Annotated in this window: 22 protein-coding genes; 10 read left to right on the top strand and 12 right to left on the bottom strand. The window is 67.5% G+C overall.

What is annotated here, in order from left to right; genetic code table 11:
* Nucleotides 1-53 precede the first annotated feature (53 nt).
* Entirely contained in the window at nucleotides 54-944 is an 891-nt protein-coding gene (locus tag R4823_RS19755; protein WP_087840761.1) for a LysR substrate-binding domain-containing protein, read from the top strand.
* A 15-nt stretch (nucleotides 945-959) separates the two neighbouring features.
* On the opposite strand, the gene R4823_RS19750 is transcribed toward R4823_RS19755, so the two are convergent.
* The 3 genes from R4823_RS19750 to R4823_RS19740 all read right to left on the bottom strand — a co-directional run bounded on the left by R4823_RS19750 (nucleotide 960) and on the right by R4823_RS19740 (nucleotide 4,530).
* On the bottom strand, nucleotides 960-1,931 hold the full coding sequence (locus R4823_RS19750) for a tripartite tricarboxylate transporter substrate binding protein (protein ID WP_279818304.1): 972 nt from the start codon (nucleotides 1,929-1,931) through the stop codon (nucleotides 960-962).
* 119 nt (nucleotides 1,932-2,050) lie between these two features.
* Nucleotides 2,051-3,025: a LysR substrate-binding domain-containing protein gene (locus R4823_RS19745; RefSeq protein ID WP_338615884.1), complete on the bottom strand. Its 975-nt coding sequence runs from the start codon at nucleotides 3,023-3,025 to the stop codon at nucleotides 2,051-2,053.
* Nucleotides 3,026-3,072: 47 nt separating this feature from the next.
* Nucleotides 3,073-4,530, bottom strand: coding sequence for a 2-hydroxymuconic semialdehyde dehydrogenase (locus tag R4823_RS19740; RefSeq protein WP_087782228.1), 1,458 nt, complete (start codon nucleotides 4,528-4,530; stop codon nucleotides 3,073-3,075).
* Nucleotides 4,531-4,716: 186 nt separating this feature from the next.
* On the opposite strand from R4823_RS19740, the gene R4823_RS19735 reads away from it, so the two are divergent.
* The 8 genes from R4823_RS19735 (at nucleotide 4,717) to R4823_RS19700 (ending at nucleotide 12,310) form a co-directional block, all read left to right on the top strand.
* Complete coding sequence (locus R4823_RS19735) at nucleotides 4,717-5,223, top strand: MarR family transcriptional regulator (protein WP_087840758.1); 507 nt, start codon at nucleotides 4,717-4,719, stop codon at nucleotides 5,221-5,223.
* A gap of 100 nt (nucleotides 5,224-5,323) precedes the next feature.
* On the top strand, nucleotides 5,324-6,145 hold the full coding sequence (locus tag R4823_RS19730) for a fumarylacetoacetate hydrolase family protein (protein WP_087840757.1): 822 nt from the start codon (nucleotides 5,324-5,326) through the stop codon (nucleotides 6,143-6,145).
* A complete protein-coding gene (locus R4823_RS19725; RefSeq protein WP_087840756.1) occupies nucleotides 6,142-6,921 on the top strand; it encodes a fumarylacetoacetate hydrolase family protein in 780 nt (259 codons plus the stop codon). Before R4823_RS19730 ends, R4823_RS19725 begins: the two co-directional genes overlap by 4 nt.
* 207 nt (nucleotides 6,922-7,128) lie before the next feature.
* A complete protein-coding gene (locus R4823_RS19720) occupies nucleotides 7,129-8,079 on the top strand; it encodes a rhodanese-like domain-containing protein (protein WP_087840860.1) in 951 nt (316 codons plus the stop codon).
* A gap of 123 nt (nucleotides 8,080-8,202) precedes the next feature.
* Nucleotides 8,203-9,261 (top strand): YeeE/YedE thiosulfate transporter family protein, encoded by a 1,059-nt coding sequence (locus R4823_RS19715; RefSeq protein ID WP_243724465.1) that lies wholly within the window; start codon nucleotides 8,203-8,205, stop codon nucleotides 9,259-9,261.
* Between the two features lie 15 nt (nucleotides 9,262-9,276).
* The gene (locus tag R4823_RS19710) at nucleotides 9,277-9,441 is read left to right on the top strand and encodes a hypothetical protein (RefSeq protein ID WP_165963085.1); all 165 of its coding nucleotides are present in this window, start codon (nucleotides 9,277-9,279) and stop codon (nucleotides 9,439-9,441) included.
* Between the two features lie 158 nt (nucleotides 9,442-9,599).
* The gene (locus tag R4823_RS19705; RefSeq protein WP_338615881.1) at nucleotides 9,600-11,681 is read left to right on the top strand and encodes a TonB-dependent receptor; all 2,082 of its coding nucleotides are present in this window, start codon (nucleotides 9,600-9,602) and stop codon (nucleotides 11,679-11,681) included.
* A 68-nt stretch (nucleotides 11,682-11,749) separates the two neighbouring features.
* A complete protein-coding gene (locus R4823_RS19700; RefSeq protein ID WP_087840753.1) occupies nucleotides 11,750-12,310 on the top strand; it encodes a ferritin-like domain-containing protein in 561 nt (186 codons plus the stop codon).
* Nucleotides 12,311-12,325: 15 nt separating this feature from the next.
* Here the strand turns inward: R4823_RS19700 and R4823_RS19695 are convergent, their stop codons facing one another.
* The 4 genes from R4823_RS19695 to R4823_RS19680 form a co-directional block, all read right to left on the bottom strand.
* A complete protein-coding gene (locus R4823_RS19695; RefSeq protein ID WP_176400820.1) occupies nucleotides 12,326-13,153 on the bottom strand; it encodes an EAL domain-containing protein in 828 nt (275 codons plus the stop codon).
* 108 nt (nucleotides 13,154-13,261) lie between these two features.
* The gene (gene rsgA / locus R4823_RS19690) at nucleotides 13,262-14,191 is read right to left on the bottom strand and encodes a ribosome small subunit-dependent GTPase A (RefSeq protein WP_087840751.1); all 930 of its coding nucleotides are present in this window, start codon (nucleotides 14,189-14,191) and stop codon (nucleotides 13,262-13,264) included.
* A complete protein-coding gene (locus tag R4823_RS19685; RefSeq protein ID WP_087840750.1) occupies nucleotides 14,188-14,532 on the bottom strand; it encodes a 4a-hydroxytetrahydrobiopterin dehydratase in 345 nt (114 codons plus the stop codon). Before R4823_RS19685 ends, rsgA begins: the two co-directional genes overlap by 4 nt.
* Nucleotides 14,529-15,791 (bottom strand): M48 family metallopeptidase, encoded by a 1,263-nt coding sequence (locus tag R4823_RS19680; RefSeq protein ID WP_132979439.1) that lies wholly within the window; start codon nucleotides 15,789-15,791, stop codon nucleotides 14,529-14,531. Before R4823_RS19680 ends, R4823_RS19685 begins: the two co-directional genes overlap by 4 nt.
* 188 nt (nucleotides 15,792-15,979) lie before the next feature.
* On the opposite strand from R4823_RS19680, the gene orn reads away from it, so the two are divergent.
* On the top strand, nucleotides 15,980-16,525 hold the full coding sequence (orn, locus tag R4823_RS19675; protein WP_338615878.1) for an oligoribonuclease: 546 nt from the start codon (nucleotides 15,980-15,982) through the stop codon (nucleotides 16,523-16,525).
* On the opposite strand, the gene R4823_RS19670 is transcribed toward orn, so the two are convergent.
* The 5 genes from R4823_RS19670 to trxA all read right to left on the bottom strand — a co-directional run bounded on the left by R4823_RS19670 (nucleotide 16,522) and on the right by trxA (nucleotide 22,461).
* Nucleotides 16,522-17,952 carry an MATE family efflux transporter gene (locus R4823_RS19670; protein ID WP_338615877.1) on the bottom strand — a complete coding sequence of 477 codons (1,431 nt, stop codon included), beginning with the start codon at nucleotides 17,950-17,952 and terminating at the stop codon, nucleotides 16,522-16,524. The genes orn and R4823_RS19670 overlap by 4 nt on opposite strands.
* A complete protein-coding gene (locus R4823_RS19665) occupies nucleotides 17,949-19,751 on the bottom strand; it encodes a glycosyltransferase (protein ID WP_243724439.1) in 1,803 nt (600 codons plus the stop codon). Before R4823_RS19665 ends, R4823_RS19670 begins: the two co-directional genes overlap by 4 nt.
* A 212-nt stretch (nucleotides 19,752-19,963) precedes the next feature.
* Entirely contained in the window at nucleotides 19,964-20,230 is a 267-nt protein-coding gene (locus tag R4823_RS19660) for a type B 50S ribosomal protein L31 (RefSeq protein WP_087840748.1), read from the bottom strand.
* Nucleotides 20,231-20,682: 452 nt separating this feature from the next.
* Nucleotides 20,683-21,939 carry a transcription termination factor Rho gene (rho, locus tag R4823_RS19655; protein ID WP_087840747.1) on the bottom strand — a complete coding sequence of 419 codons (1,257 nt, stop codon included), beginning with the start codon at nucleotides 21,937-21,939 and terminating at the stop codon, nucleotides 20,683-20,685.
* A 195-nt stretch (nucleotides 21,940-22,134) separates the two neighbouring features.
* A complete protein-coding gene (trxA, locus tag R4823_RS19650) occupies nucleotides 22,135-22,461 on the bottom strand; it encodes a thioredoxin TrxA (protein WP_087840746.1) in 327 nt (108 codons plus the stop codon).
* Nucleotides 22,462-22,581 lie beyond the last annotated feature (120 nt).

The raw sequence follows: 22,581 nt of genomic DNA, 5'->3' as shown, positions 1-22,581 counted from the left end.
GTTCCAGATATCTAATATATATTTCATCGGTTTTGATATCGAATGGATATGGTATGGAGTTCCGGCACCTGCGCTACTTCGTCGCCGTGGCAGAGGAAAGGCATTTCAGCAAGGCCGCGGAACGCCTGCACATTTCCCAGCCGCCCCTGAGCCAGCAGATCCAGGTGCTGGAAGCCAGGCTGGGCTTCGATCTGTTCGACCGGCGGTTCCGCAAGGTGACGCTGACCGAGGCGGGGGAGGCTTTCCTGATACGGGCGCGTGTCATCCTGAAGGCCGTCGAGCAGGCGGTGGATGAAGCCCAGCGCCTCGCGCGGGGCGCCCAGGGCAGGCTGGCCATCGGTTTCATGAGCGCGGCCATGCTGCCGCTCATCACGCCCTTCCTGGGCCGGTTTCGCGAGGGCTATCCGGGAGTGGAGCTGGATCTGCGCCAGATGTCCTCGGCCGAGCAGACGCATGCGGTGGCCAATGGCGCGCTGGACGTGGCGCTGGTCGACGTGCCGGGGCGCTGGGGGCCGCTCAGGGTCGATGGCAGCGAACTGCAGTTGCGCACCTTGCGGGAGGATCCCATGGAGATCGCGCTGCCGAACGGCCACCGGCTGGCGCGTCGCCGTCGCCTGGCGCTGCGCGACCTGGACGGCGAGACGCTCATCACGCTGTCGCGGTATCCGGCGCGCGGTTATTACGACCAGGTGCTGGAGCTGTGCCACGGCGCCGGCTACGTGCCGGAACACATCCGCGAAGCCGCGCAGATTCCGGTGATGCTTTCGCTCGTGGCCGCGGGCACGGGCGTGGCGTTGGCGCCTGCCTGTTGCGTGGCGGGATGGCAGGACCAACTGCTGTTCATCCCGTGCGCCGAGCCCGGGGTCATGGAGATTTCCGCGGCCTGGCGGGTGGACAACAATTCCCGTGTGCTGGAAGCGTTTCTCGGGATGTTGCCCGCCTGAGGGCCGCGTGGCCGGTCAGTCGACCTGCAGATCCAGTTTCGCCGCCATGCCGCCCCAGAGCGCACGGTAGCGTGCCAGATAGGCGCCGGCCTGCGCGGGCGAGCCTCCGCCGGGCGCGATGTCCAGGGCCGAGAGCCTGGCCCGCACGTCGTCGGCCCGCAGTGCCCGGTCGATGGCGCGGTTCAGGGTATCGATCACCTCGGGCGGTGTGCCGGCCGGCGCCATGTACAGCATCGCGAACATGGCTTCGAAGCCCGGCAGGCCGGCCTCGGAGAACGTGGGCGTAGCGGGCGACAGCGGCGAGCGGTTGGCGCTGGAGACGGCAATGGCTTTCAGCTTGCCCGCCTTGATGTGAGGCAGGACGCCCGGTGTCGCCAGGAAGCCGGCGTCGACCTGGCCGCCCAGCAGATCGCCCACGGCCTGCGAGTTGCCCTTGTACGGAACATGGGTGAGCGGGATGCCCGACTTGTCCGCGAAATACATGCCGGTCAGGTGGCCGGGGCTGCCGTTGCCGCCGGATGCGAACGTCACGGGCCGCTGCCTGGCCAGCGCCATGAACTGCTCCAGCGTGGTTGCCGGCATGGCGGGATTCACCACCAGCATCTGGGCGAAGGTGGCCGCCAGCGATACCGGTGTCAGGTCGCGTGCGGCGGAAAACGTCAAGCGTTTGTAGATGAACGGGTTGACGGTCATGGGCGTGTCCGTTGCGCACAGGATGGTGTAGCCATCGGGACGGGCGCGTGCAACCTGTTCTGCGCCGATGTTGCCGCCGCCCCCCGGTCTGTTCTCGACGATGACCGGTTGCTTGAATTCCGCCGCCATCTTTTCGGCCACCAGCCGGGCCAGGATGTCGACCGGGCCGCCCGCGGTCAGGGGAACGACGATGGTGATCGGCTTGGCGGGAAAGGGCGGCGCGGTGGAGACTGCCTGGGCCGGGCAGACGAAGAGGATGGATGCAGCCAGGGCAAACGTGATCGGCGCTCGCATGAGGACTCCTTCGTGAGGATCTGGGTGAGGGAGATTCTGCGCAGGGCTCGCGCGCCTGGCCAATACAAAATTGGAAGCGATTGATATCCGTTCGATATCGTGGCGCGGGATCCGCCGCTTCAGTCCGCCTGGGCCCCGGTCCGGCGCAGGTCGCAGATGCGATGCAGGTATTCGATCAGGTGCTGGCTGGCGGGCGTGAGCTGCCGATTCGCCCGCACCGAGTAGCCCACGCGTCCGAACAGGCCGAATTCGGCCAGCGGCAGGAGCTTGAGCAGTCCGTGGTCCAGAAACTGCGCGGCGGCGTCCTGCGGCATCAGGGCGATGGCCTCGCCGCGCAGCAGGATGCCCAGGTTGGTCAGCAGCGACAGGGATTCAATGTGGCGGGGCGGGATGCCCAGCCCGGTGCGGTGGAAGGTCTGCTCCACCGCGGAGCGCAGCGGCGATTCGGCGGAGGGCAGGATCCAGGGCAGATCCATCAACTGGCCCAGTTCCAGGTTTTCCGCGTGCGCCAGCGGGTGATGGGCGCCGACGACGGCATGCAGTTTTTCTTCGTACAGCGTGTGGTGGGTGAGCGGATAGGCATAGCCCAGCGCGATGTCGCGCTCGGGCAGGCGTCCCACCACGATGTCGAGGTCGCCCGTGGCCAGCGCGGGGAAGAGCTGCGACGAGGGGCCTTCGGAGACCGTGACGCGGATCCCCGGGTGCTCCTGCATCAGCATCGAGATCGCCTCGGGCAGCAGCTTGGCCGACGCGGCGATCAGGGTGCCGACGATGACGTGCCCGCTTTCCCCCGTCAGCGCGGCATTGAGTTCGTCCGTCATGTAGCGCAGCTCGGCCATCAGCGTCTTGACCCGCCGGCCCAGGAGATGCGCCAGCTCGGTCGGGACCACGCCGCGGTTGGACCGCTCGAACAGCGGCGCGCCCACGAACTTCTCCAGCTCGTAGATGGCCTTGGTGACGCTGGGCTGCGTCAGGTTCAGTTCATTGGCCGCGCGCGACAGCGACCGGCGCTCGAGCACCCGCTCGAAGATCTGGAGTTGGTGCAGCTTGAGCTTGTGCCCCAGCGCGTTGGGAGTCAGACGGAAGTTGGACATGGCGGCCGCAGGGGACATTCCCCTGCGATTATCGCCCATTCGCGCGCCTACAGCTTCACGCAGACGTTGGTCGGCTCGGTATAGAAATGCAGCGAGTGGCGGCCGCCTTCACGCCCTATGCCCGACAGGCCGCTGCCGCCGAAGGGCGTGCGCAGGTCGCGCAGGAACCAGCAGTTCACCCACGCCAGGCCCACCTGCATGGCCTGGGCCACGCGATGGCCGCGGGTCAGGTTGGTGGTCCAGACGGCCGCCGCCAGCCCGTAGTGGGTGTCGTTGGCCAGCCGGATGGCTTCTTCCTCGGTATCGAAGGGGGCGATGTGGCAGACCGGGCCGAACACCTCTTCCTTGATGCAGCGGGCGGTCTCGGGCAGGCCGGTCCAGATGGTCGGCTGGATGTAGGCGCCCTGGTCGCGCTCGTCGCCGAAGGTCGGCACGCCGCCGCCGGTGACCACGGTGGCGCCTTCCTCGACCGCCAGGCGCAGGTAGGACAGCACCTTCTCGCGGTGCTCGTGCGACACCAGCGGGCCCATGGTGGTGGCGCTGTCCATGGGGCGGCCCAGCACCAGTTTCTCGGCTTCGAGCTTCAGGGCGGCGACGAAGCGGTCGTAGATCGGCCGCTGGACGTAGACGCGCTCGGTGCACAGGCAGACCTGGCCGCAGTTGGCGAAGACCGAGCGGGCCACGCCGGCGACGGCCGCGTCGAAGTCGGCGTCCTCGAACACCAGCGCGGCGTTCTTGCCGCCCAGTTCGAACGATACCGGCTTCACGCCCGGCGCGACCGCCTTCATGATGGTGCTGCCGGTGGCCGATTCGCCGGTGAAGGTGATGCCGTCGATGTCAGGGTGGGTAGTGATGAATTCGCCGGCCGAATTCGGGCCGAAGCCGTGGACCACGTTGAACACGCCGGCGGGCAGGCCGACCTCGGCCGCCACTTCGGCCAGCAGGGTGGCGGTGGAAGGCGTGACCTCGGAAGGCTTGGCCACCACGGTGTTGCCGAAGGCCAGCGCGGGCGCGACCTTCCAGGTGAACAGCAGCAGCGGCAGGTTCCACGGCGAGATGACGCCCACCACGCCCAGCGGCTTGCGGTAGGCGTAGTTCAGCGCCTGCCGGCCGTCCGGCGTATCGGTCATGAAGCTTTCCATGTCCAGCGTGCGGGCGATCTCGGCGAAGGCGCGGAAGTTGGCCGCGCCGCGCGGGATGTCGATCTGGCTGGCCCAGCCCACGGGCTTGCCGGTGTCGCCGATCTCCGCCGCCAGGAAATCGTCGAAGCGGCGTTCGATGCCGTCGGCCAGCGCGTACAGGTAGTCCGTGCGCTGGTTGACCGGCAGCGCCGCCCAGGCCGGCAAGGCCTGGCGGGCCGCCGCCACCGCGGCGTTCACCTGGTCGCGGCTGGCTTCGTGCACGCGCGCCACCAGTTCGCCGTTGGCGGGGTTGAGTTTGTCGAAGGTGCGGATGCCGTCTTCGAAGCGGCCGCCGATGAAGTTGCGCAGGGATTTGACCGACATGGTGCTGGGTTCCGTTGAGGTATAGTACGTATACGTCATAATATAGTGGAATTTCGCGCGACCGGTCCATCCCCGGGGGCATAACAACTTCGGTGCCAGCCATAGCCGGTTCGAAGAAACGCCAGGGCGCCGCTGGCCGGGCGCGCGACATCAGTTAAGATCTCAAGTCCGCTCCGGCTCGCCACCATGACCCGATCCTCCGCCTTGCGACGCCCGCCCGCCGCGCCGTCTCCCGAACCGGAAACCGTGCCTTGCACGGATGCCGTGCGGGCGTTCGAGCTCACGGACGTCGTGTCGCACCTGCTGCGGCGCGCGCATTTTCGCGCCGAGGCCCTGTTCATGCAGACCTTCCACGACGAGGACCTGACGCCGCGCCAGAAGGCGCTGCTGATCACCGTCTGCAAGCATCCGGGCGCCACGCAGAATCAGCTGGCCGAGGACATCGCGCTGGACCGCAATTCGCTGGCCGACATGATCAACCGCCTGGTGCGCAAGGGGTACCTGCGGCGCCGGCGCTCGGCGGACGACAAGCGTGCGTATGCCGTCACCATCACCCAGGCGGGCGTGGACGTGCTCGAGCGCGTGCTGCCCCGCGACCGGGAGGTCGAGGAAGCCATCATCGCGGCCCTCCCGCCCGAATATCGGGCGTTGTTCGTCAAATGCCTCAAATTGATGGCCGGAGTGGGGCCATGAACCGCCGGCATTGTCCGCGCGCAGGTTTCTCCCGTATATTCGTACGTATACGGCATAAAGGTGTTTTTCTCTTTTCTCCAACTTCCAAACAGGACTACCCATGGGGCAGATAGGACAGGGGGGCGTCGCCGCCGAGGCGATCGCCGGGCTTGCGCAACGCCTGCGCAGTGCTCATGAAAGCCGCGTCGCGATCGATCCGATCCGGGATCAATTGCCGGCCGGCGACCTGGACGCCGCGTACGCGGTGCAGCAGGCCAATACCGACCACTGGATCAAGCAGGGCCGCCGCCTGGTCGGCCGCAAGATCGGCCTGACCTCCAAGGCGGTGCAGGCGCAGCTGGGCGTGGACCAGCCCGACTACGGCATGCTGTTCGCCGACATGTCGGTGTGCGACGGCGAGGAAGTGCCGCTGTCGACCCTGATCCAGCCCAAGGTCGAAGCCGAGATCGCCTTCGTCATGGAGCGCGACCTGGCCCAGCCCATGGCCACCATGGCCGAACTGATCTCGGCAGTGGCCTATGCCGTGCCGGCCATCGAGATCGTCGACAGCCGCATCGCCAACTGGAAGATCAGCATCGTCGACACCATCGCCGACAACGCCTCGTCCGGCCTGTTCGTGCTGGGCAACCGGCCGGTCAAGCTGGGCGACTTCGACGCCCGCCTGTGCGGCATGGTCATGGAGCGCAATGGCGACCAGGTATCGATCGGCGCCGGCGCCGCGTGCCTGGGCCACCCGCTGAACGCGGCCCTGTGGCTGGCGCGCAAGATGGCCGAGCGTGGCAATCCGCTGCGTGCCGGCGACGTGGTGCTGAGTGGTGCGCTGGGCCCCATGGTCGCGGTGCAGGGAGAGGAGATTCTGGAAGCGCGCATCGCCGGACTGGGTTCGGTGCGCGCGGTGTTTGGCGCGAAGGAGCAAGCATGAGCGGTCCGCTGTTGTCCCTACCCGAAGTGGCCCGCGAGCTGGACGAAGCCGCCAGCACGCCGCGCGCCGCCGAGCAGTTCGTCGAACGCCGTCCGCTGACGCTGGCCGAGGCCTACGAAGTGCAGCGCATGCTGATCCAGCGCCGCATCGACCGCGGCCATCGACGCATCGGCATGAAGATGGGCTTCACCAGCCGCGCCAAGATGGTCCAGATGGGCGTGCACGACATGATCTGGGGCCGCCTGACGCATGACATGCGCGTGGACGAGGGCGGCGAACTGAAGCTGTCGACCCGCGTGCATCCGCGCGTCGAGCCCGAGATCGCCTTCCTGCTGCGCAAGCCGCTGTCGGGCATGGTGTCGCCCATCGAGGCCCTGGACGCCGTCGAGGCGATCGCCCCGGCGCTGGAGATCATCGACTCGCGCTACAAGGCCTTCAAGTTCTCGCTGGAAGACGTGGTGGCGGACAACGCCTCGTCGTCGGGTGTGGTGCTGGGAGCCTGGCACAAGCCCAGCATCGACTTCTCCAACCTGGGCCTGATCATGTCGTGCAATGGCAAGGCCCAGCAGGTCGGCACCACCGCCGCCATCCTGGGCCATCCCGTGCGCTCGCTGGTCGCGGCCGCGCGCCTGGTGGCGCAGGCGGGCGAGATCCTGCCCGAGGGGTCGATCGTGATGGCCGGCGGCGCCAGCGCCGCCGAGGCGCTCGTGGCCGGTACCTGGGTCGAGCTCGAGATGCAGAATCTCGGCCGCGTGGGCTTCCACGTCACGGCCTGAGGCGGTTCACGGCCGTTACGGGCAGCCCCGGCCGGGGTTGCCCGATGCCCTGGCCCGCGCCCTCCGGGCGTATGGCCAGGAGCTATATTCACAGCGCTTTCATATAATTTAATGTTATATGAATATGGGGACTTGGTCTGAGCCATCCCCTGGCCAGGTCTTAAAATTCTCAGGATGCCCATTCCCTGCGCGCCGCGCGCAATCATCATGAGAATCCTTGCCATTCTTTCCGCCTGGCTGATCGCCTTCGCCGCGCAGGCCGGCGCCCAGGCCGCCCCGTCCCCCATCCTGTCGCCCGACGAACTGAAGGCGGTGCTGTCCTCGCCCTCGGTCACGGTCATCGACATCCGGCCGCCCGCCGATTACCTGCAAGGCCACATCCCCGGCGCCTTGTCCGCTCCCTACGGCTCCTGGCGCGGACCGGCCAACAGCCCCGGCACGCTGCCGCCGCTGGACAAGCTGACCGCGCAAGTGCGCAAGCTCGGGCTGGCGCCCGAGCGCCATGCCGTGGTGGTGTCCTCGGGCGCGGACGTGACCGACTTCGGCGCCGCCGCCCGCGTCTACTGGACGCTCAAATACCTGGGCCTGACCCAGTTGTCCATCCTGAACGGCGGCATGCAGGCCTGGCAGCAGGCGCAGCAGCCCCTGAGCCAGGACGCGCCGGCCCAGCCGGCCCCCAGCCGCTACGAGCCCAGGCTGAACACCGCCATCAAGGCTACCCAGGCCGACGTGCTGGCAGGCACGACCGGCGGCGGCACCCGCTTGATCGACGCGAGGCCCAAGAATTTCTTCGAAGGCCTGGTCAAGGCCCCGACGGCCTCGGTGCCCGGCACCATCCACGGCGCCACCAACGTTCCGCACAGCGTCTGGTTCGCCCCCGGCAGCACGCAGATCGTCTCGGCCGCCGAGGCCCGCGCCATCGCCGCCCGGGAATTCCCGGACGCGGGCGGCGACAACATCGCGTTCTGCAACACCGGACACTGGGCGGCGACCGACTGGTTCGCGCTGTCCGAACTGGCGGGGCTGCCGCACGTGCGCATGTATCCGGAATCCCTGGCCGACTGGACCAACGCGGACCAGGCCTTGCCCATGGACAACGTGCCGGGCCGGGCCAGCCAGATCTCGGAAAAATTCAAGAAGTTGTTCGGCAACTCCTGAGGCGCCAGCACGAAAGGAATCCCCCTGATGCAAACGACGCTTTCCCAGGCGGGCTCGCCCGCCATCGCTTCTCCCGCGTCCTCCGCGCTTGGCCATGCACGCTGGCCGCTGACGGCCGCGATCCTGCTTGCCGTGCTGGCGCTGGCCTGGTTCGTGACCGTGCGCCAGTCGGTGCTGTTCGTCATCGGCATCGGCATGGGCGGCCTGCTGGCCGGCGCGCGCTTCGGCTTCACCACCGGCTGGCGCCGGTTGATCGAGGCCCGGGACGCCAGCGGCGTGTTCGCCCAGATTGCGCTGCTGGCGGTGGCGGCAGCCATTTCCATTCCGCTCCTGGCGAAGTTTCCCGGCGACCTGGCCGCGGCCCTGGGCCCTCCCAGCATCAGCCTGCTGATCGGCGCCTTCGTGTTCGGCATCACGATGCAGATCGCCGATGGCTGCGGGTCGGGCACGCTGTACAAGGCCGGACTGGGCATTCCGCTGAACATGGGCGTGCTGCCCTTGTTCGCGCTGGGCAGTTTCTTGGGATCGGTGCACCTGCACGGCTGGCTGTCGCTGGGCGCCATCGCGCCGGTCAGCCTGGTCCGCGACTGGGGAGCGGGCGGCGCGTTGGCGCTGACCTTCGCCGGCCTGGCCGTTTTCGGCCTGGCGGCCTGGGTCTGGAGCCGCAAGGGCGGGGCGGCCGCATCTTCTCCCTGGAACCGCAAGCTGCTGCTGGCCGGCGTCGGCCTGGCCCTGCTGGCGGTGGCGAACCTGGTGGTGGCCGGCCAGCCCTGGGGCGTGGTCTACGGTTTCGGCCTGTGGGCGGCCAAGGTGGCGACGGCGGCCGGCGTGTTCGATCCCGCCGCCAACGCCTTCTGGAGCCAGGCGGGCAACCTGCGCACGCTGGACCAGAGCGTGTTCCTGGACGTCACCTCGATCACCAACATCGGCATCATGGCCGGCGCGCTGTGGATCGCCGCCCGCAAGCCGTCCAGCGGCAAGCCGCTGACCGGCCGCCAGTGGGCGGCCGTGCTGGTCGCGGGTTTCCTCCTGGGCTACAGCTCGCGGCTGGCGTTCGGCTGCAACGTTGGCGCCATGGTCAGCGGCATTTCCACGGGTAGCCTGCACGGCTGGATCTGGGTCGTGCTGGCCTTCGCCGGCTCGCTGATCGGCGTGCGCCTGCGCCGCCGGCTGGGCGTGTGAACGGGGGACATGGACATGACTTCCCGTACTTCCGCCGTCGTGCTGCTCTGGGCCGTGCTGATCGCCTTCTTCGCCTGGGACTGGACCCACTCCAGTCCCGTCAACCATCGGAAGGAACCCGCCATCCTGGCCATAGGCTCGGGGCAGGCTCCCAGCGGGGGGCATTGCTCGGCGTTCTGATCCGCACCCGCCAGGGTTCCTCAGGTGCAACCATCATGCATATGCAATAGAGTTGCATTAACTTCGGTTTTGAGCAAGAATGCCGCTCGCGGCCGGCAAGGATCTGCCTTGCCGGCGGCCTGCGGCATTTTTGCGCCATCCATGAAGAAGGAACCGTGATGTTGGGAAGGCTGAACCCCCTCGTATTGGCATTGATGAGTGTTTCCTGGGGCCTGCCCGCGGCCGCCTGGGCACAGGCGGAAACGCCTACCGCGCCCGCGCCGCAGACCCTGAAGGAAGTCACCGTATCCGCCACGCCCCTGTCGCGCAGCGAACAGGACCTGGCGGCGCCGGTTACGGTGCTGGACGAGAACGACTTGCTGACCAAGCGCGCCGCCACGCTGGGCGAGACGCTGGAGCAGGAGCCGGGTATCACTTCATCGCATTTCGGCGCGGGCGCCAGCCGCCCCATCATCCGGGGCATGGACGGCGCGCGGGTCAAGATCGTGTCCGACGGCGCCGAGGTCCAGGACGCCTCCACCATCAGCCCCGATCATGCGGTGGGCCTGGAGCCCATGCTGTCCCAGCGCGTGGAAGTGCTGCGCGGGCCGGCGGCGCTGCTGTATGGCGGCGGGGCGATGGGCGGGGTGGTCAACGTGCTCGACAACAAGATTCCCACCGAAATGCCGGAGAACGCCGTGGAAGGCAGCGTGGAGCTGCGCGGCGCGACCGGGCCGCGCGAGACGTCGGGCGCGTTCGAGCTGACCATCGGCGGCAAGGGGCTGGTCCTGCATGCCGAGGGGCTCAAGCGCAACGCCAACGACTACAAGGTAGGCCGGGGCTGGGCCGGCGGCAACCGCGTGGACGGTTCGTACAACCACACCGAGACCGGCAGCGTGGGACTGTCGTGGGTGGGCGATCGCGGCTACATCGGGCTGGCCTACACCAGCCAGCGCAACCGCTACGGCCTGCCGGGCCATGACCACGCCTACGAGGGCTGCCATGTGCATGGCACGCACCTGCACTGCCCCGACGACGGACATGGCCACGATCACGGCGACGAGGACGGCCACGACCATGGCCACGACGAGGACGGCGACAGCCACGGCATACCTTTCGTGAAGCTGCGCAGCCAGCGGTGGGACGTGCGCGGCGAACTGCGCGATCCTTTCGCCGGCTTCACCCGGCTGCGCGTGCGCGCCGGCTTCACCGACTACCAGCATGACGAGATCGAGGGCGACACGGTCGCCACCACGTTCAAGAACAAGGCGCACGACGGCCGCGTCGAACTGGAGCACGCGCCCATAGGCGGACTGCGGGGCGTGATCGGCGCGCAGACGACGCGCCGCGCCTTCAGCGCCCTGGGCGAGGAAGCCTACGTGCAGCCCACCGTCACGCGCAACAACGGTTTGTTCATGCTCGAGGAATACACGGTGGGCGATTGGCGCTTCGAGGGCGGGCTGCGGCACGAATGGCAGCGCATCGACGTGCAGGGTGGCGCGCCCGACACGCGCCACCGCGGCACTTCGGTGTCGGCCGGAGCCGTCTGGAAGTTCGCGCCGCAGTATTCGCTGGGCGTGTCGGCGTCGCGCTCGCACCGCCTGCCGACCGCCGAGGAACTCTATGCCAACGGCCTGCATCTGGCTACGTCCACCTACGAGATCGGCAACGCCAGCCTGAAGAAGGAAACGTCCAACAACATCGACCTCACGCTGCGCAAGTTCGCCGGGCCCACCACGTTCTCGGTCTCGGTGTTCCACAACAAGATGGACAACTTCATCTATGGACGCACGCTGGACGTCTACCAGAACCTGCAATTGCTGGAATACACGCAGCACGATGCCACCTTCACCGGGCTGGAGGCCAAGGTGCGCCACCAGATCGACCGCATCTTCGCCGTCTCGCTGATGGGCGACTACGTGCGCGCCAAGCTGGACGGCGGCGGCAATCTTCCGCGCATCCCGGCCTACCGGATCGGCACGCGGCTCGATGCGCGCTGGCAGGCCTGGAGCGGCGACGTCGAGCTGTCGTACGTGGGTCGCCAGGACAAGGTGGCCGAGTTCGAGACCGAGACGGCCGGCTACACGATGCTCAACCTTGGCGCGGCCTACGAGGGCCGCATGAGCGGGACCCGTTACCAGATCTACGTCCGCGCCAACAATCTCACGAACAAGCTCGCCTACCGGCATACGTCGTTCATCAAGAATGCCGCGCCGCTGATGGGGCGGAACATCGTCATGGGCGTGCGGCTGACGTTCTGATTGTTACAGCGGTGACCGGGGGCGCGGCCTATCCTGGATGGAGTTTTCACTCGAGACAGGAGAGCAATATGGAGCAGGCAGTCAAGCCGCAGGCCCCCAGTGCCGAGAAGTTTTCCATCGATGTGGAGGCCATGCGCGCCCGGGCGCGCAAGCATCTGGACGAGGGCGCGGTGACCCAGGACTACGGCGCCGACCGCGACGTCGTGCTCAAGATGCTGAACGAGGCCCTTGCCACCGAGCTGGTCTGTGTGCTGCGCTACAAGCGCCACTATTTCATGGCGCGCGGCATCCATGCCGATCCGGTCGCGGCCGAGTTCGCCGAGCATGCCGCGCAGGAACAGCAGCACGCCGACCAGATCGCCCAGCGCATCGTGCAGCTCGGCGGCGAGCCGGACTTTTCGCCCGACAGCCTGTCCCGGCGCAGCCATTCCCAGTACGTGGAGGCCGACACGCTGGAAAGCATGATCAAGGAGAACCTGGTGGCCGAGCGCATCGCCATCGACAGCTACCGGGCCATGGTCCGCTACCTGGGGGACAAGGACCCGACCACGCGCCGCATGCTGGAGGAAATCCTGGCGGTCGAGGAAGAGCACGCGGACGACATGTCCGACCTGCTCGCGCGCGGCTAGCCCCGAGGCCGGCCTCTAGGCGGCGGGCGGCTCGGGAGCCGCTGCCGCCTGCGGGGACGGCGACGCCAGCGAAGCCGATGGCGCGCCGAACAGATAGCCCTGGGCGTATTGCGCGCCCAGCGTCGCGAGGCGGGCCAGGCTGGCCTCGTCCTCGACACGCTTGAACACCACCTGGCACGAAAGTCCCGCGGCTGTTTCCAGCAGCGGGGGCAGTTCGCGTTCGGGATCGGCCACCGTGCGCAGGTCCAGCTTGATGACCTCCGGCGCATGCAGGTGCAGCAGCGACTGCGCCTCGCCCACGTTGTTGGCATGCACGCCTGACTGGAAGCCGGCCTTCTTGTAGTTGCCCAGTATCATGCCGGCCAGCAGGACGTCCTGCGCGGCCTCGGCCGGCAACTGCAACACGATGCGCGCGGGCGGGATGCCCAGCGCCTCGACCATGCGGCGGAACGCCTGCCCGTGGTCATGCGTGATGGCGGCCAGCAGCCGGCCGTGGACGCGCAGATACAAGGGGTGGAGGGCGTCGGCCTTCGAGAAATAATTCAGCGTATGGACCAGGCGGCACAGCCGGTCCAGCCGTACCAGCGTCGCGTCGTCCGCGGCCCGCGAGAACAGGCCCCAGGGGCTGATGACGTCGCCGTCGGTCGCGTGCGAACGGGCATAGGCGTCATAGCCGGCCACCGCCCGCGTATCTATCCTGACCACCGGCTGGAAGCCGCTGGCCAGTTCGAATTCGTAGAACCTGCCCAGGACGGTGCCGTCGGGGGCCAGGCGCAGCGCAGCGTGCAGGTCGGGCTGGCTGGAGAGCTTTTCTATCAGTGTCCGGATCGCCGCGTATGCCACGGAATGCTCCTGAAGGGACGCTTGGAGGATTCCCCCGAGCGTACCGCCGAACACCATAACGCCAAACGATTGTTTCGCCGATCGGATATTTCTTCAGGTTCTGAAGGCTCAATAGCGTTGGCCGAGCTGCAGTTCGTCCAGCAGCCGGCCGTAGAGCGCATGGCGCTGGGGCGCGATCCGGCCCGCCTCCAGGGCTTCCAGCACGGCGCATCCCGGTTCGTGGATATGGGTGCAGTTGTAGAAGCGGCAGTGTCCCAGGTAGGGCGAGAATTCCGGAAAGCCCTTGACGATCTGCGCGCCGTCCAGGTGCTGCAGGCCGAAGGCCTGGAATCCCGGCGAGTCGATCAGGTCGGCCCCGGCGGCCAGCGTGGCGGGCAGGTGATACAGGCGCGTGCTGGTGGTCGTATGCTTGCCGGCGCCCAGCGCCTGAGAGTGCTCCTGGGTGGCGGCCAGGGCATCCGGGACCAGGGCGTTGAGCAGCGTGGACTTGCCCATGCCGCTCTGGCCCAGCAACAGGCTCGTGCGCCCGGCCAGCCTGGGCGCCAGGGCGGCCCGCGTGGCGGTGGCGTCGTGGGCGCTGAGTTCCAGCACCGGTACGCCGAGTGCCTGGATGGGCGCCAGCTTGCGGCGCGCGGCCGCCAGGCCGGCCGTGCGGTCGACCTTGTTCAGGATGACGATGGGAGCGATGTCGGCATTGAAGGCCCCGACCAGGGCTCGTCCCACCAGTTCGTCGGAGAAATCGGGCTCGGTGGCCACGACGATGAGCAACTGGTCGACGTTGGCGGCGAACTGCTTGGTCCGCATTTCATCCGAGCGGTAGAGCAGGTTGCGGCGTGGCAGCACCGACTGGATGGCGCCTTCTGCCGGGCCCTCGGGCGCCACCTCGACCCGGTCGCCCACGGCGGCGGTGCCTTTCTTGCCGCGCGGGTAGCACTGGCGGGTCGAGCCGTCGTCGCACTCGACCGTGAAATGGCGTCCGAAAGCGGCCACGACACGGCCCTGCAGGCCGGTCCCCGGAGTGCGCCGCTGGGGCTTCATGGTTCGTAGCGCGCGTCGATCTTGGCCGCACAGATGAAGTCGTTGATGGAAATGCCGCCTATTTCGTGCGTGGTGTAGTGCACGCGTACCCGCCCGTGACCCACCAGCATCTCGGGGTGGTGGTTCTCCTGCCCGGCGATCTCGGCCACGGCGTTCACGAAGGCGATGGTGCGGGCATAGTCCGCGAATTCGTAGTCGCGCTCCAGGACGTCGCCGCGCCGCGCCCAGATGGGCAGGACGTGGATCTGCTCGTCGATGTGGGCCGGGCTCATCGGCGCCCGGTTCTTCATGGGCACGCAGCGGCCCGAGCGCAGCTGTTCGATACTCAATACGCGGTTCATGCCGGTTCCTGGAGACGGTCGAGCGGGGCGGCATGCGGCGCGGCGGCTCGCAGCCTGCCGATGCGTATGCCGGCGGGCGGGTGCGAGTCGTAGAAGGCCGAATGCACGGGGTCGGGGGTAAGGGTGGCGGCGTTGTCGTCGTAGAGCTTGACCAGCGCCGAGACCAGGTTCGCGGGATCGGTCTGCTCGCTGGCGAAGCGATCGGCCTCGAACTCGTGCTTGCGCGAGTACCAGCTCGCGAGCGGGATGAAGGCGAAGGTGAAGACCGGCGCCACGAGGAAGAACAGGATCAGGGCCAGGCCGTCGTTGTGTCCGCCCAGCAGGGGCATGGTACCGAGCCCGGTGTAGAACCACACCTGCCTGGACAGCCAGCCCAGCAGGGCGAAGAACACCAGCGACACGCCGAAGCTGAACGCCAGGCGCTTGAGAATGTGCCGGTGCTTGAAGTGGCCGAGCTCGTGCGCCAGCACGGCCTCGATTTCCTCGGGGGCCAGGCGGGCCAGCAGCGTATCGAAGAAGACGATGCGCTTGCTCTTGCCGAAGCCGGTGAAATAGGCGTTGCCGTGCGCCGACCGCTTCGAGCCGTCCATGACGAAAAGCCCGTTCAGCGCGAAGCCGGTGCGGCGGGCCAGCGCCTGGATGCGCTCGGCCAGCGCCTGGTCGGCCAGCGGCGTGAACTTGTTGAACAAGGGCGCGATGACGGTGGGGAAAAGCAGCATGACCGAAAGGTTGAAGACGATCCACAGGCCCCAGCCCCACAGCCACCAGTAGGTTCCGGCACCCGCCATGAGCCAGAGCAGGGCCGAGAGCAGCGGCAACCCGAACACCACCGCCAGCGCGAGGCCCTTCATGGTATCGGCAGCGAACAGCCGCAAGGTCATCCGGTTGAACCCGAACCGGGCCTCGAGCACGAACTGCCGCCACAGGGTGAAGGGAAGGTCCAGCAGCGACAGCAGGGCTGCGGCCATCGCCACCAGCAGCAGCTGGCGGATGAAATCGGACGAGGCCAGCGAGGCGGCCAGCTCGTTCAGGGCCTGCAGTCCACCCAGCAGGGTCAGGCCGATCAGCACCGCCGTATCGAACAGCAGCGCCACGATGTCGAAGCGGATGCGGGCGATGGTGTAGTCGGCCGCCCGCCTGTGGCTGGTTTCCCCGATGCGGTCGGCGAACTCGGGCGGTACGCGGTCGCGGTGCAGCGCGACGTGGCGGGTCTGGCGGGTGGAGAGCCACAGCCGGGTAGCGACGCCGGCCAGCAGCATCAGGACGAACAGCAGGGTAAACACAATGACGGCTCGTAGTCAGGGGGGGCGTACGCACAAGCCCCGACGGACCCCGGTGCGGGTTCGGAAAGAGGAGGCGCCAGCCTGTGAGAAAATTGCCATTTGTGCCCGCGCCGCCGTCCTGGCGCCGCGCGCGCGATCATGCATGGTTCCGGAGCACCGATTATATGGCGTTGAACGAAAATCACCTGGTTTGGCTCGACATGGAAATGACGGGCCTGGATCCGGAAAAGGAACGGATCATCGAAGTCGCGGTGGTCGTGACCGACGCCCAGCTCGAAGTGGTGGCCGAAGGGCCGGTCCTGGTCCTGCACCAGTCCGACGAACTGCTCGACGGCATGGACAACTGGAACAAGGCCACCCATGGGCGTAGCGGGCTGATCGACAAAGTAAGGGCTTCCTCGTTGACCGAAGCCCAGGCCGAGGACGAGCTACTGGCGTTCCTGGGCCAGTACGTGCCGGCCGGCAAGTCGCCCCTGTGCGGCAACACCATCAGCCAGGACCGCCGCTTCATGGTCCGCTACATGCCGCGGCTCGAGGCCTTCTTCCACTATCGCAACCTGGACGTCAGCACGCTGAAAGAGCTCTGCCGCCGCTGGAAGCCCGAGATCTACAAGGGGTTCGAGAAGAAAAGCCGGCATGAGGCGCTGGCCGACATCTATGAGTCCATCGACGAACTCAAGTACTACCGCGAGCACTTCCTGCGCGCCTAGGCCCTGGGCTGCGGCACCGCGGGAGCGGCCGGACGCCGGGCGGCCACCCGCCAGTAGACGTACTGCAGCATGAGCGACGAAACCGCCATGCTGAAGGTCGCCATCAACCACATGGTCCCGGCGCCCGTGGGCGCGCCGGGCATCAGCATCCCGACCACGCCGCGCAGCGCGCCGGCGCCCGGACCGAATGCCAGCCACCATCCTCCCAGCAGGCCGATGCCCCACAGCGCGCCGGCCTGGATCAGCATGGGGCCGACCGCCATCTTGTAGGCGCGCAGCAGGTAGCTGGTCATGCACTGCAGCGAATCGAACAGGTGGAAGAAGGCCAGCATGCCCAGCAACCCCAGCGCCACCACGGCGACCTGCGCATCGCTGGTGTAGGCCTGGACGATGGGGCCGCGCGCCAGCATCACGGCCGCGATCGTCAGCAGCGCGCCCGTGGTGCTGATCATCAGTCCGGCCGCGCCCGTGCGCCGTGCGCGCAGCGGATCTCCCGAGCCGATGGCCTGCGCCGTGAGCGCGCCGGTCGACACCCCCAGCGCCAGCGGCATCATGAAGCACAGGGCGACCAGGTTGGCCATGATCTGGTGTCCGCCGGTGGCGTAGACGCCCTCGCGCGCCACCAGCAGCGCCATGAACGTGAAGGACGTGACCTCGATCAGGTACGAGCCGCCCATAGGCAGGCCCAGCCGCAGGAGCTCTCCCAGCGTCTTTCTGTCCGGACGGCCGATGCGCAGGCCGAATTGCCGGTAGAACGGGTCGCGGCGCAGGACGAGGGCGCTCAGGCCCACGCTTATCCAGAAGACGAGGGCGGTGGACAGTCCCGCCCCCACCGCGCCCAGCGCGGGCAGGCCGAACTTGCCGTAGATGAAGAGCCAGTTGAACAGCGCCTTGAACCCGATGCCGGCAATGTTGATCATCATCACGACCTTGGGCCGCGATACCGCGGTGTTCAGGGCGTAGACGGTGCGGAAGACCAGCGCGGCGGGCAGGGCGACGATCAGCATGGCCAGGTAGCCGCGCACCTGGGCGCGCACGGCAGGGTCCACGTCTCCGGACATCGCCAGCCAGGTGTCGGGAAACAGCATCGCCAGTCCGCCCACCACCGACAGGCCCAGCGACAGCCAGACCGCCTGCCCCCAGGCGCGGCCGATCTCGGCCAGCCTGCGGCCACCGAAGTGCTGGGCGGCGATGGGAATCAGCGCGTGCAGCACGCCGGTCAGGCCGATGAACACAGTGACGTAGATGGACACCGCCAGCGCCATGGCGGCCAGTGCCACGGGCGAGGCATGGCCCGTCATCGCGGTATCGAGCACGCCGAAGGCCATGCTGGCCCACTGGCCGACCAGGACCGGCCAGCCCTGTTGCAGGATGCGGCGCAGGGTCGCGTTCCAGCCGGATGGGAGCGCGAGCCCGGCTTCGCTCACGAGGCGGGACGCCCGGCCGGGGCCGGGCGCAGCAGGATGAAATACTCGCGGAACTGGGGCGCGCGGCGGAATTCCGCCGCCCGGGTGCCTTCCCACAGCACGCGGCTGCCGGCGTACTCGCCGCGCTGGAGCACGTTGCGCAGTACGCTGGCGTTGCCTTGCAGCAGGACGAGGGGGCAGTCGCCGGACAGCTCGAAGCGCAGGTTGTCGAAGACCGCGAACGAGGCGCGCTGCGACAGCCCCAGGCCCGAGCTGCGCACGCATTCCTGCCGGCCCGTGCGGACCCGCTCGGCGGCCAGGGCATGCGCCATGCCGTTCGAGACCTCGCGGTAGCTCTTGTTGTAGTTGATCGAGGGCAGCCACAACGTCATGATCAGCAGCCAGCACGCGACCACGCCGCCCGCCGACAGCACCGTTCCGCGCCACAGCCCGGTGGGGCGCGAGCGGAAGCGCCAGATGATCAGCGCGATCCAGGCCAGGCTGGCCGCGACCGCGGCGGTGAAGGCGAACAGCGAGAAATCGGCGTCGAAGCCCGGGGTCTGGCGGGCGATGTTGCGGGCGATCTTGGGAGGTACGCCGGTCATGATGGCGATCCATCCCATCCAGACCACGCAGGCGGTTGCCGAGAACACCATGACGGCAAACCAGTCCAGGGCGTTGATCAGGCCCCGCCGCAGCGTGGGCAGCGCGAGTGCGCCCAGCATCGCGCAGGGGATGACCAGCGCCAGGTATTCCGCATCGACCGGCTCGCGGGTGGCGAGCAGCATGGCCAGGCCCGCCAGCATCAGCGCTGCCGGGATCTGCACGTGGGGCGAGAGCAGGTATCCACGCCACCGCCAGAGCGCGAGCAGCGCGAGCGGTCCGGTGGGCCACAGGAACCACGGCATGTTGCGCAGCGCGTCCGACAGTCCGCGCGGGGTCAGCATCCCGAACACGCTGGCGTTCCAGTGCCACCAGCCGCTCATCCAATAGGGGTGGAGCTGCGCGGTGGCGATCCACCAGGCCAGCGACAGCGCCAGGCCCAGCGGCAGGCTCAGCAGCGCGATCCAGCGCACGGCGGGCCGCAGCGCCGGGCTGGTGCCGGCCAGGACCGCGACGGCCAGCAATTGCGGCATGACGGCGGGGAAGCCTCGCGCCAGGAATGCGCCGCCCAGCGCAAGCCCCAGCGTCAGCGCGCCGGAGCGGGGATGGTCGAGCATCCGCGCGAGGGAATAGAAGGCGAGCGCGTGGAAGGCGAGCGCGGCCGGCTCGGCGGAGGTCTCGTGGGACCGCCACAATATGCCCAGGGTGGCCAGCAGCAGGAGCAGCGCGGCGTCGGCCAGCATGCGGCCGTAGTCGCGCGGTTCGGGCTGGCCGCCAAAGGGCAGCGCCAGCGGCTGGGCCTCGGCTCGCCGGCCCAGCAGGTAGGCGCCGTACCAGAGGCTGGTGCTGGCGATGCCGAACCAGATGAGGTTGGGGACGCGCGCCGCCAGGATGTGCCCCAGCAGCGGCGAGAAGACGGCCATGCACAGCGCGCCCACCCACGTCGCCAGGGGGCCTTCCTGCGACACCGCCACGCCGGCCGCCTCGGGCGCCAGCCATTGCGCCCAGCCGCCATCGTAGGCGGACCACATCTGCGCCAGGCCGATGACGTCTTCGCTCTTCCAGGGTTCGCGCATGACCAGGCCGGTCACGATGTACAACAGGCACAGGGCCAGCAGGCCCCAGCGCGGCAGCTTGGTTGCCGCGAGCGCGGTCAGCCGAGCGGGGGTGGGCGGCAGGATGGACGTATGGAAGGGCGACGGGAATCGGTGAGGCATCGAACCGCTGGGATTACCTAACAGGCGACAAGACGGATTCTAGTGTCCCGGCAGGCCGCGACACGCAAAAAATGGCGGAATGCGAAGCCGGATTGCAAGCAATTGCAGCGGCGGGCGGATTCCCGCGCCATGAACCCCGGCCGGGCGAGCGCAAGCAGGGCGCAGAAAAAAGGCAGCCCGCAGGCTGCCTTCTGGGTGCGCGGACGGTGCCGTCAGGCGGACGTCTTGCCGGCGCCGGTGGTGCGGGCGAAACGGGCGCGGAACTTCTCGACGCGGCCGGTTTCCACGATGCGGGTTTGCGCGCCGGTGTAGAAGGGGTGCGATTCCGAGGTCACGTCGCACTTGAACAGCGGGTAGGTCTTGCCATCGAGTTCGATGGTTTCGCGCGTGTTCAGGGTCGAGCGGGTAATGAACTTGTTGCCGGTCTGCAGATCCTGGAACACGACGTCGCGGTATTCGGGGTGGATGCCTTCTTTCATGGTCTTCCTTGGGAGTATGCGGGTCGCCAGCCGGACAAAGGTTTGCGCCTTGGGGGCGGTTTTCCCCAGGGGGGGTCCTTTATGGCGGCTTCCGTGTGTTTACTGCTGGACGGAGCGCCGGCCCGACAACGTGCCCAATTTCTAGAGCTAAGCCGTAAATTATCGCGGGATTCCAGGATTTGTGCAATCAGTGTGATGTTTCGGCGCATTTTGCACTTCAAAAGCATCGCTTGGCAGAGCAACCGAGACAAGATAACGACACGAAGAACACCACCCCCCGCCAGCCCGGTAGTTGCCAGGATGCGGTGGTTCCGGCTCCGCCGGTCCACCCGCATCGCCCCCCAGGGACCCGGCGCCGGGCCGCCCCAAGGCGGGGCCCGGCCCCCTTGGGGGGCTGCCGCGTAGCGGCTGGGGGCTCACCATACTGGGCGCGCGAAGCGCGTAGGGGGGACCTATTTTTTCATCATGTCGAAGAACTCGGCGTTGTTCTTCGTCGAGCGCATCTTGTCCAGGATGAATTCCATGGACTGGATCTCGTCCATGTCGAAGATGAACTTGCGCAGCACCCACACCTTCTGCAGCACGTCCGGCTTGATCAGCAGCTCTTCGCGGCGCGTGCCGGACTTGTTCAGGTTGATGGCAGGGTAGACGCGTTTCTCGGCCAGGCGGCGTTCCAGGTGGACTTCGCTGTTGCCGGTGCCCTTGAATTCTTCGTAGATCACGTCGTCCATGCGGCTGCCGGTCTCGATCAGCGCGGTGCCGATGATGGTGAGCGAGCCGCCTTCCTCGATGTTGCGGGCCGCGCCGAAGAAGCGCTTGGGCCGCTGCAGGGCGTTGGCGTCGACGCCGCCGGTCAGGACCTTGCCGGAGGCGGGCACCACGGTGTTGTAGGCGCGGGCCAGGCGGGTGATGGAGTCGAGCAGGATGACGACGTCGTGCTTGAGCTCGACCAGGCGCTTGGCCTTCTCGATGACCATCTCGGCCACCTGCACGTGGCGGGTGGCGGGTTCGTCGAAGGTGGAGGCGACCACTTCGCCGCGCACCGAGCGCTGCATTTCGGTCACTTCTTCCGGACGTTCGTCGATCATCAGGACGATCATCGTGACGTCGGGATGGTTGGCGGTGATGGCATGCGCGATGTGCTGCATCATCACCGTCTTGCCCGATTTCGGGCTTGCCACCAGCAGGCCGCGCTGGCCCTTGCCGATGGGGGCGAAGATGTCCATGATCCGGCCGGTCAGGTTTTCTTCGCTCTTGATGTCGCGTTCGAGGCGCAGCGGCTTGTTCGGGTGCAGCGGCGTCAGGTTCTCGAACATGATGCGGTGCTTCATGGTCTCGGGCGCCTGGCCGTTGACCTTGTCCACCTTCACCAGGGCGAAGTAGCGTTCGCCGTCCTTGGGAGTGCGGACCTCGCCCTCGATGGAGTCGCCGGTATGCAGGTTGAAGCGCCGGATCTGGGAAGGCGATATGTAGATATCGTCGGTGCTGGCGAGGTAGGACGTTTCGGGCGAACGCAGGAAGCCGAAACCGTCGGGCAGCACTTCCAGCACGCCATCGCCGAAGATCGGCTCGCCCTGCTTGGCGCGCCGCTTCATGATGGCAAACATCAGCTCCTGCTTGCGCAGGCGGCTGGCATTCTCGATCTCGAGCGTGGCGGCCATTTCCAGCAGTTGCGAAACGTGCAGCGCCTTCAGTTCATTGAGATGCATCTCGGGTAAAGCTCCGGGGGGAGTTCTTGGTGGTGACACGTCCTCGTGGGAGGACTTTGCGCAGGGAGTCTGGTGCTCTTGGGGCGGAGGGCTGGATCCCGAGGCCGGGGCGCGCCGCCGGTGCGCAAGGAGAGGGCGTGGTAAAGGTTGATCGGAAAGGACCGGCTCGGGGCCGGTCCGTGTCGTGCTACCTGCTTACAGCGAGCTGTCCAGGAAGGCGGTGAGCTGCGACTTGGACAGCGCGCCCACCTTGGTGGCCACGACCTGGCCGTTCTTGAACAGCATCAGGGTCGGAATGCCGCGGATGCCGTACTTGGCGGCCGTGGCGTTGTTGTCGTCGACGTTCAGCTTGGCGACCGTCAGCTTGCCCTTGTACTGGGAGGCGGCCTCTTCCAGGATGGGGGCGATCATCTTGCAGGGACCGCACCATTCTGCCCAGTAATCGACCAGGACAGGCTCATTGGCTTGAAGTACGTCGGCATCGAAGCTGGAGTCGCTCACGTGCTTGATCGCGTCGCTCATGGTTTTCCTTCTGGAGGTGTGCGCAAAGCGCGGGAAGAGTGGTGCAGTGCGCGGTAAACGGGTATGTGATTCGATAGATATATGTGGGCGCGTGTGCTTGGATTCCAGACCCCTGAGGGG

The sequence above is a fragment of the Pigmentiphaga sp. CHJ604 genome (assembly GCF_036972535.1).
GTDB classification, from domain to species: Bacteria; Pseudomonadota; Gammaproteobacteria; order Burkholderiales; family Burkholderiaceae_B; genus Pigmentiphaga; species Pigmentiphaga daeguensis.
The sequence above is the reverse complement of the archived record's forward strand: the minus strand, read 5'-3'. Positions and strand labels throughout refer to the sequence as shown.

What these genes read in the sequence shown, in the direction of transcription:
- R4823_RS19720 (WP_087840860.1), top strand. Translation starts at nt 7,129, where the DNA reads ATGAGAATCCTTGCCATTCTTTCCGCCTGGCTGATCGCCTTCGCCGCG.
- R4823_RS19750 (WP_279818304.1), bottom strand. Translation starts at nt 1,931, where the DNA reads ATGCGAGCGCCGATCACGTTTGCCCTGGCTGCATCCATCCTCTTCGTC.
- R4823_RS19735 (WP_087840758.1), top strand. Translation starts at nt 4,717, where the DNA reads ATGACCCGATCCTCCGCCTTGCGACGCCCGCCCGCCGCGCCGTCTCCC.
- R4823_RS19705 (WP_338615881.1), top strand. Translation starts at nt 9,600, where the DNA reads ATGTTGGGAAGGCTGAACCCCCTCGTATTGGCATTGATGAGTGTTTCC.
- R4823_RS19660 (WP_087840748.1), bottom strand. Translation starts at nt 20,230, where the DNA reads ATGAAAGAAGGCATCCACCCCGAATACCGCGACGTCGTGTTCCAGGAT.
- R4823_RS19755 (WP_087840761.1), top strand. Translation starts at nt 54, where the DNA reads ATGGAGTTCCGGCACCTGCGCTACTTCGTCGCCGTGGCAGAGGAAAGG.
- orn (WP_338615878.1), top strand. Translation starts at nt 15,980, where the DNA reads ATGGCGTTGAACGAAAATCACCTGGTTTGGCTCGACATGGAAATGACG.
- R4823_RS19710 (WP_165963085.1), top strand. Translation starts at nt 9,277, where the DNA reads ATGACTTCCCGTACTTCCGCCGTCGTGCTGCTCTGGGCCGTGCTGATC.
- rsgA (WP_087840751.1), bottom strand. Translation starts at nt 14,191, where the DNA reads ATGAAGCCCCAGCGGCGCACTCCGGGGACCGGCCTGCAGGGCCGTGTC.
- R4823_RS19665 (WP_243724439.1), bottom strand. Translation starts at nt 19,751, where the DNA reads ATGCCTCACCGATTCCCGTCGCCCTTCCATACGTCCATCCTGCCGCCC.
- trxA (WP_087840746.1), bottom strand. Translation starts at nt 22,461, where the DNA reads ATGAGCGACGCGATCAAGCACGTGAGCGACTCCAGCTTCGATGCCGAC.
- R4823_RS19740 (WP_087782228.1), bottom strand. Translation starts at nt 4,530, where the DNA reads ATGTCGGTCAAATCCCTGCGCAACTTCATCGGCGGCCGCTTCGAAGAC.
- R4823_RS19725 (WP_087840756.1), top strand. Translation starts at nt 6,142, where the DNA reads ATGAGCGGTCCGCTGTTGTCCCTACCCGAAGTGGCCCGCGAGCTGGAC.
- R4823_RS19680 (WP_132979439.1), bottom strand. Translation starts at nt 15,791, where the DNA reads ATGCTGCTGGCCGGCGTCGCTACCCGGCTGTGGCTCTCCACCCGCCAG.
- R4823_RS19730 (WP_087840757.1), top strand. Translation starts at nt 5,324, where the DNA reads ATGGGGCAGATAGGACAGGGGGGCGTCGCCGCCGAGGCGATCGCCGGG.
- rho (WP_087840747.1), bottom strand. Translation starts at nt 21,939, where the DNA reads ATGCATCTCAATGAACTGAAGGCGCTGCACGTTTCGCAACTGCTGGAA.
- R4823_RS19700 (WP_087840753.1), top strand. Translation starts at nt 11,750, where the DNA reads ATGGAGCAGGCAGTCAAGCCGCAGGCCCCCAGTGCCGAGAAGTTTTCC.
- R4823_RS19685 (WP_087840750.1), bottom strand. Translation starts at nt 14,532, where the DNA reads ATGAACCGCGTATTGAGTATCGAACAGCTGCGCTCGGGCCGCTGCGTG.
- R4823_RS19745 (WP_338615884.1), bottom strand. Translation starts at nt 3,025, where the DNA reads ATGTCCAACTTCCGTCTGACTCCCAACGCGCTGGGGCACAAGCTCAAG.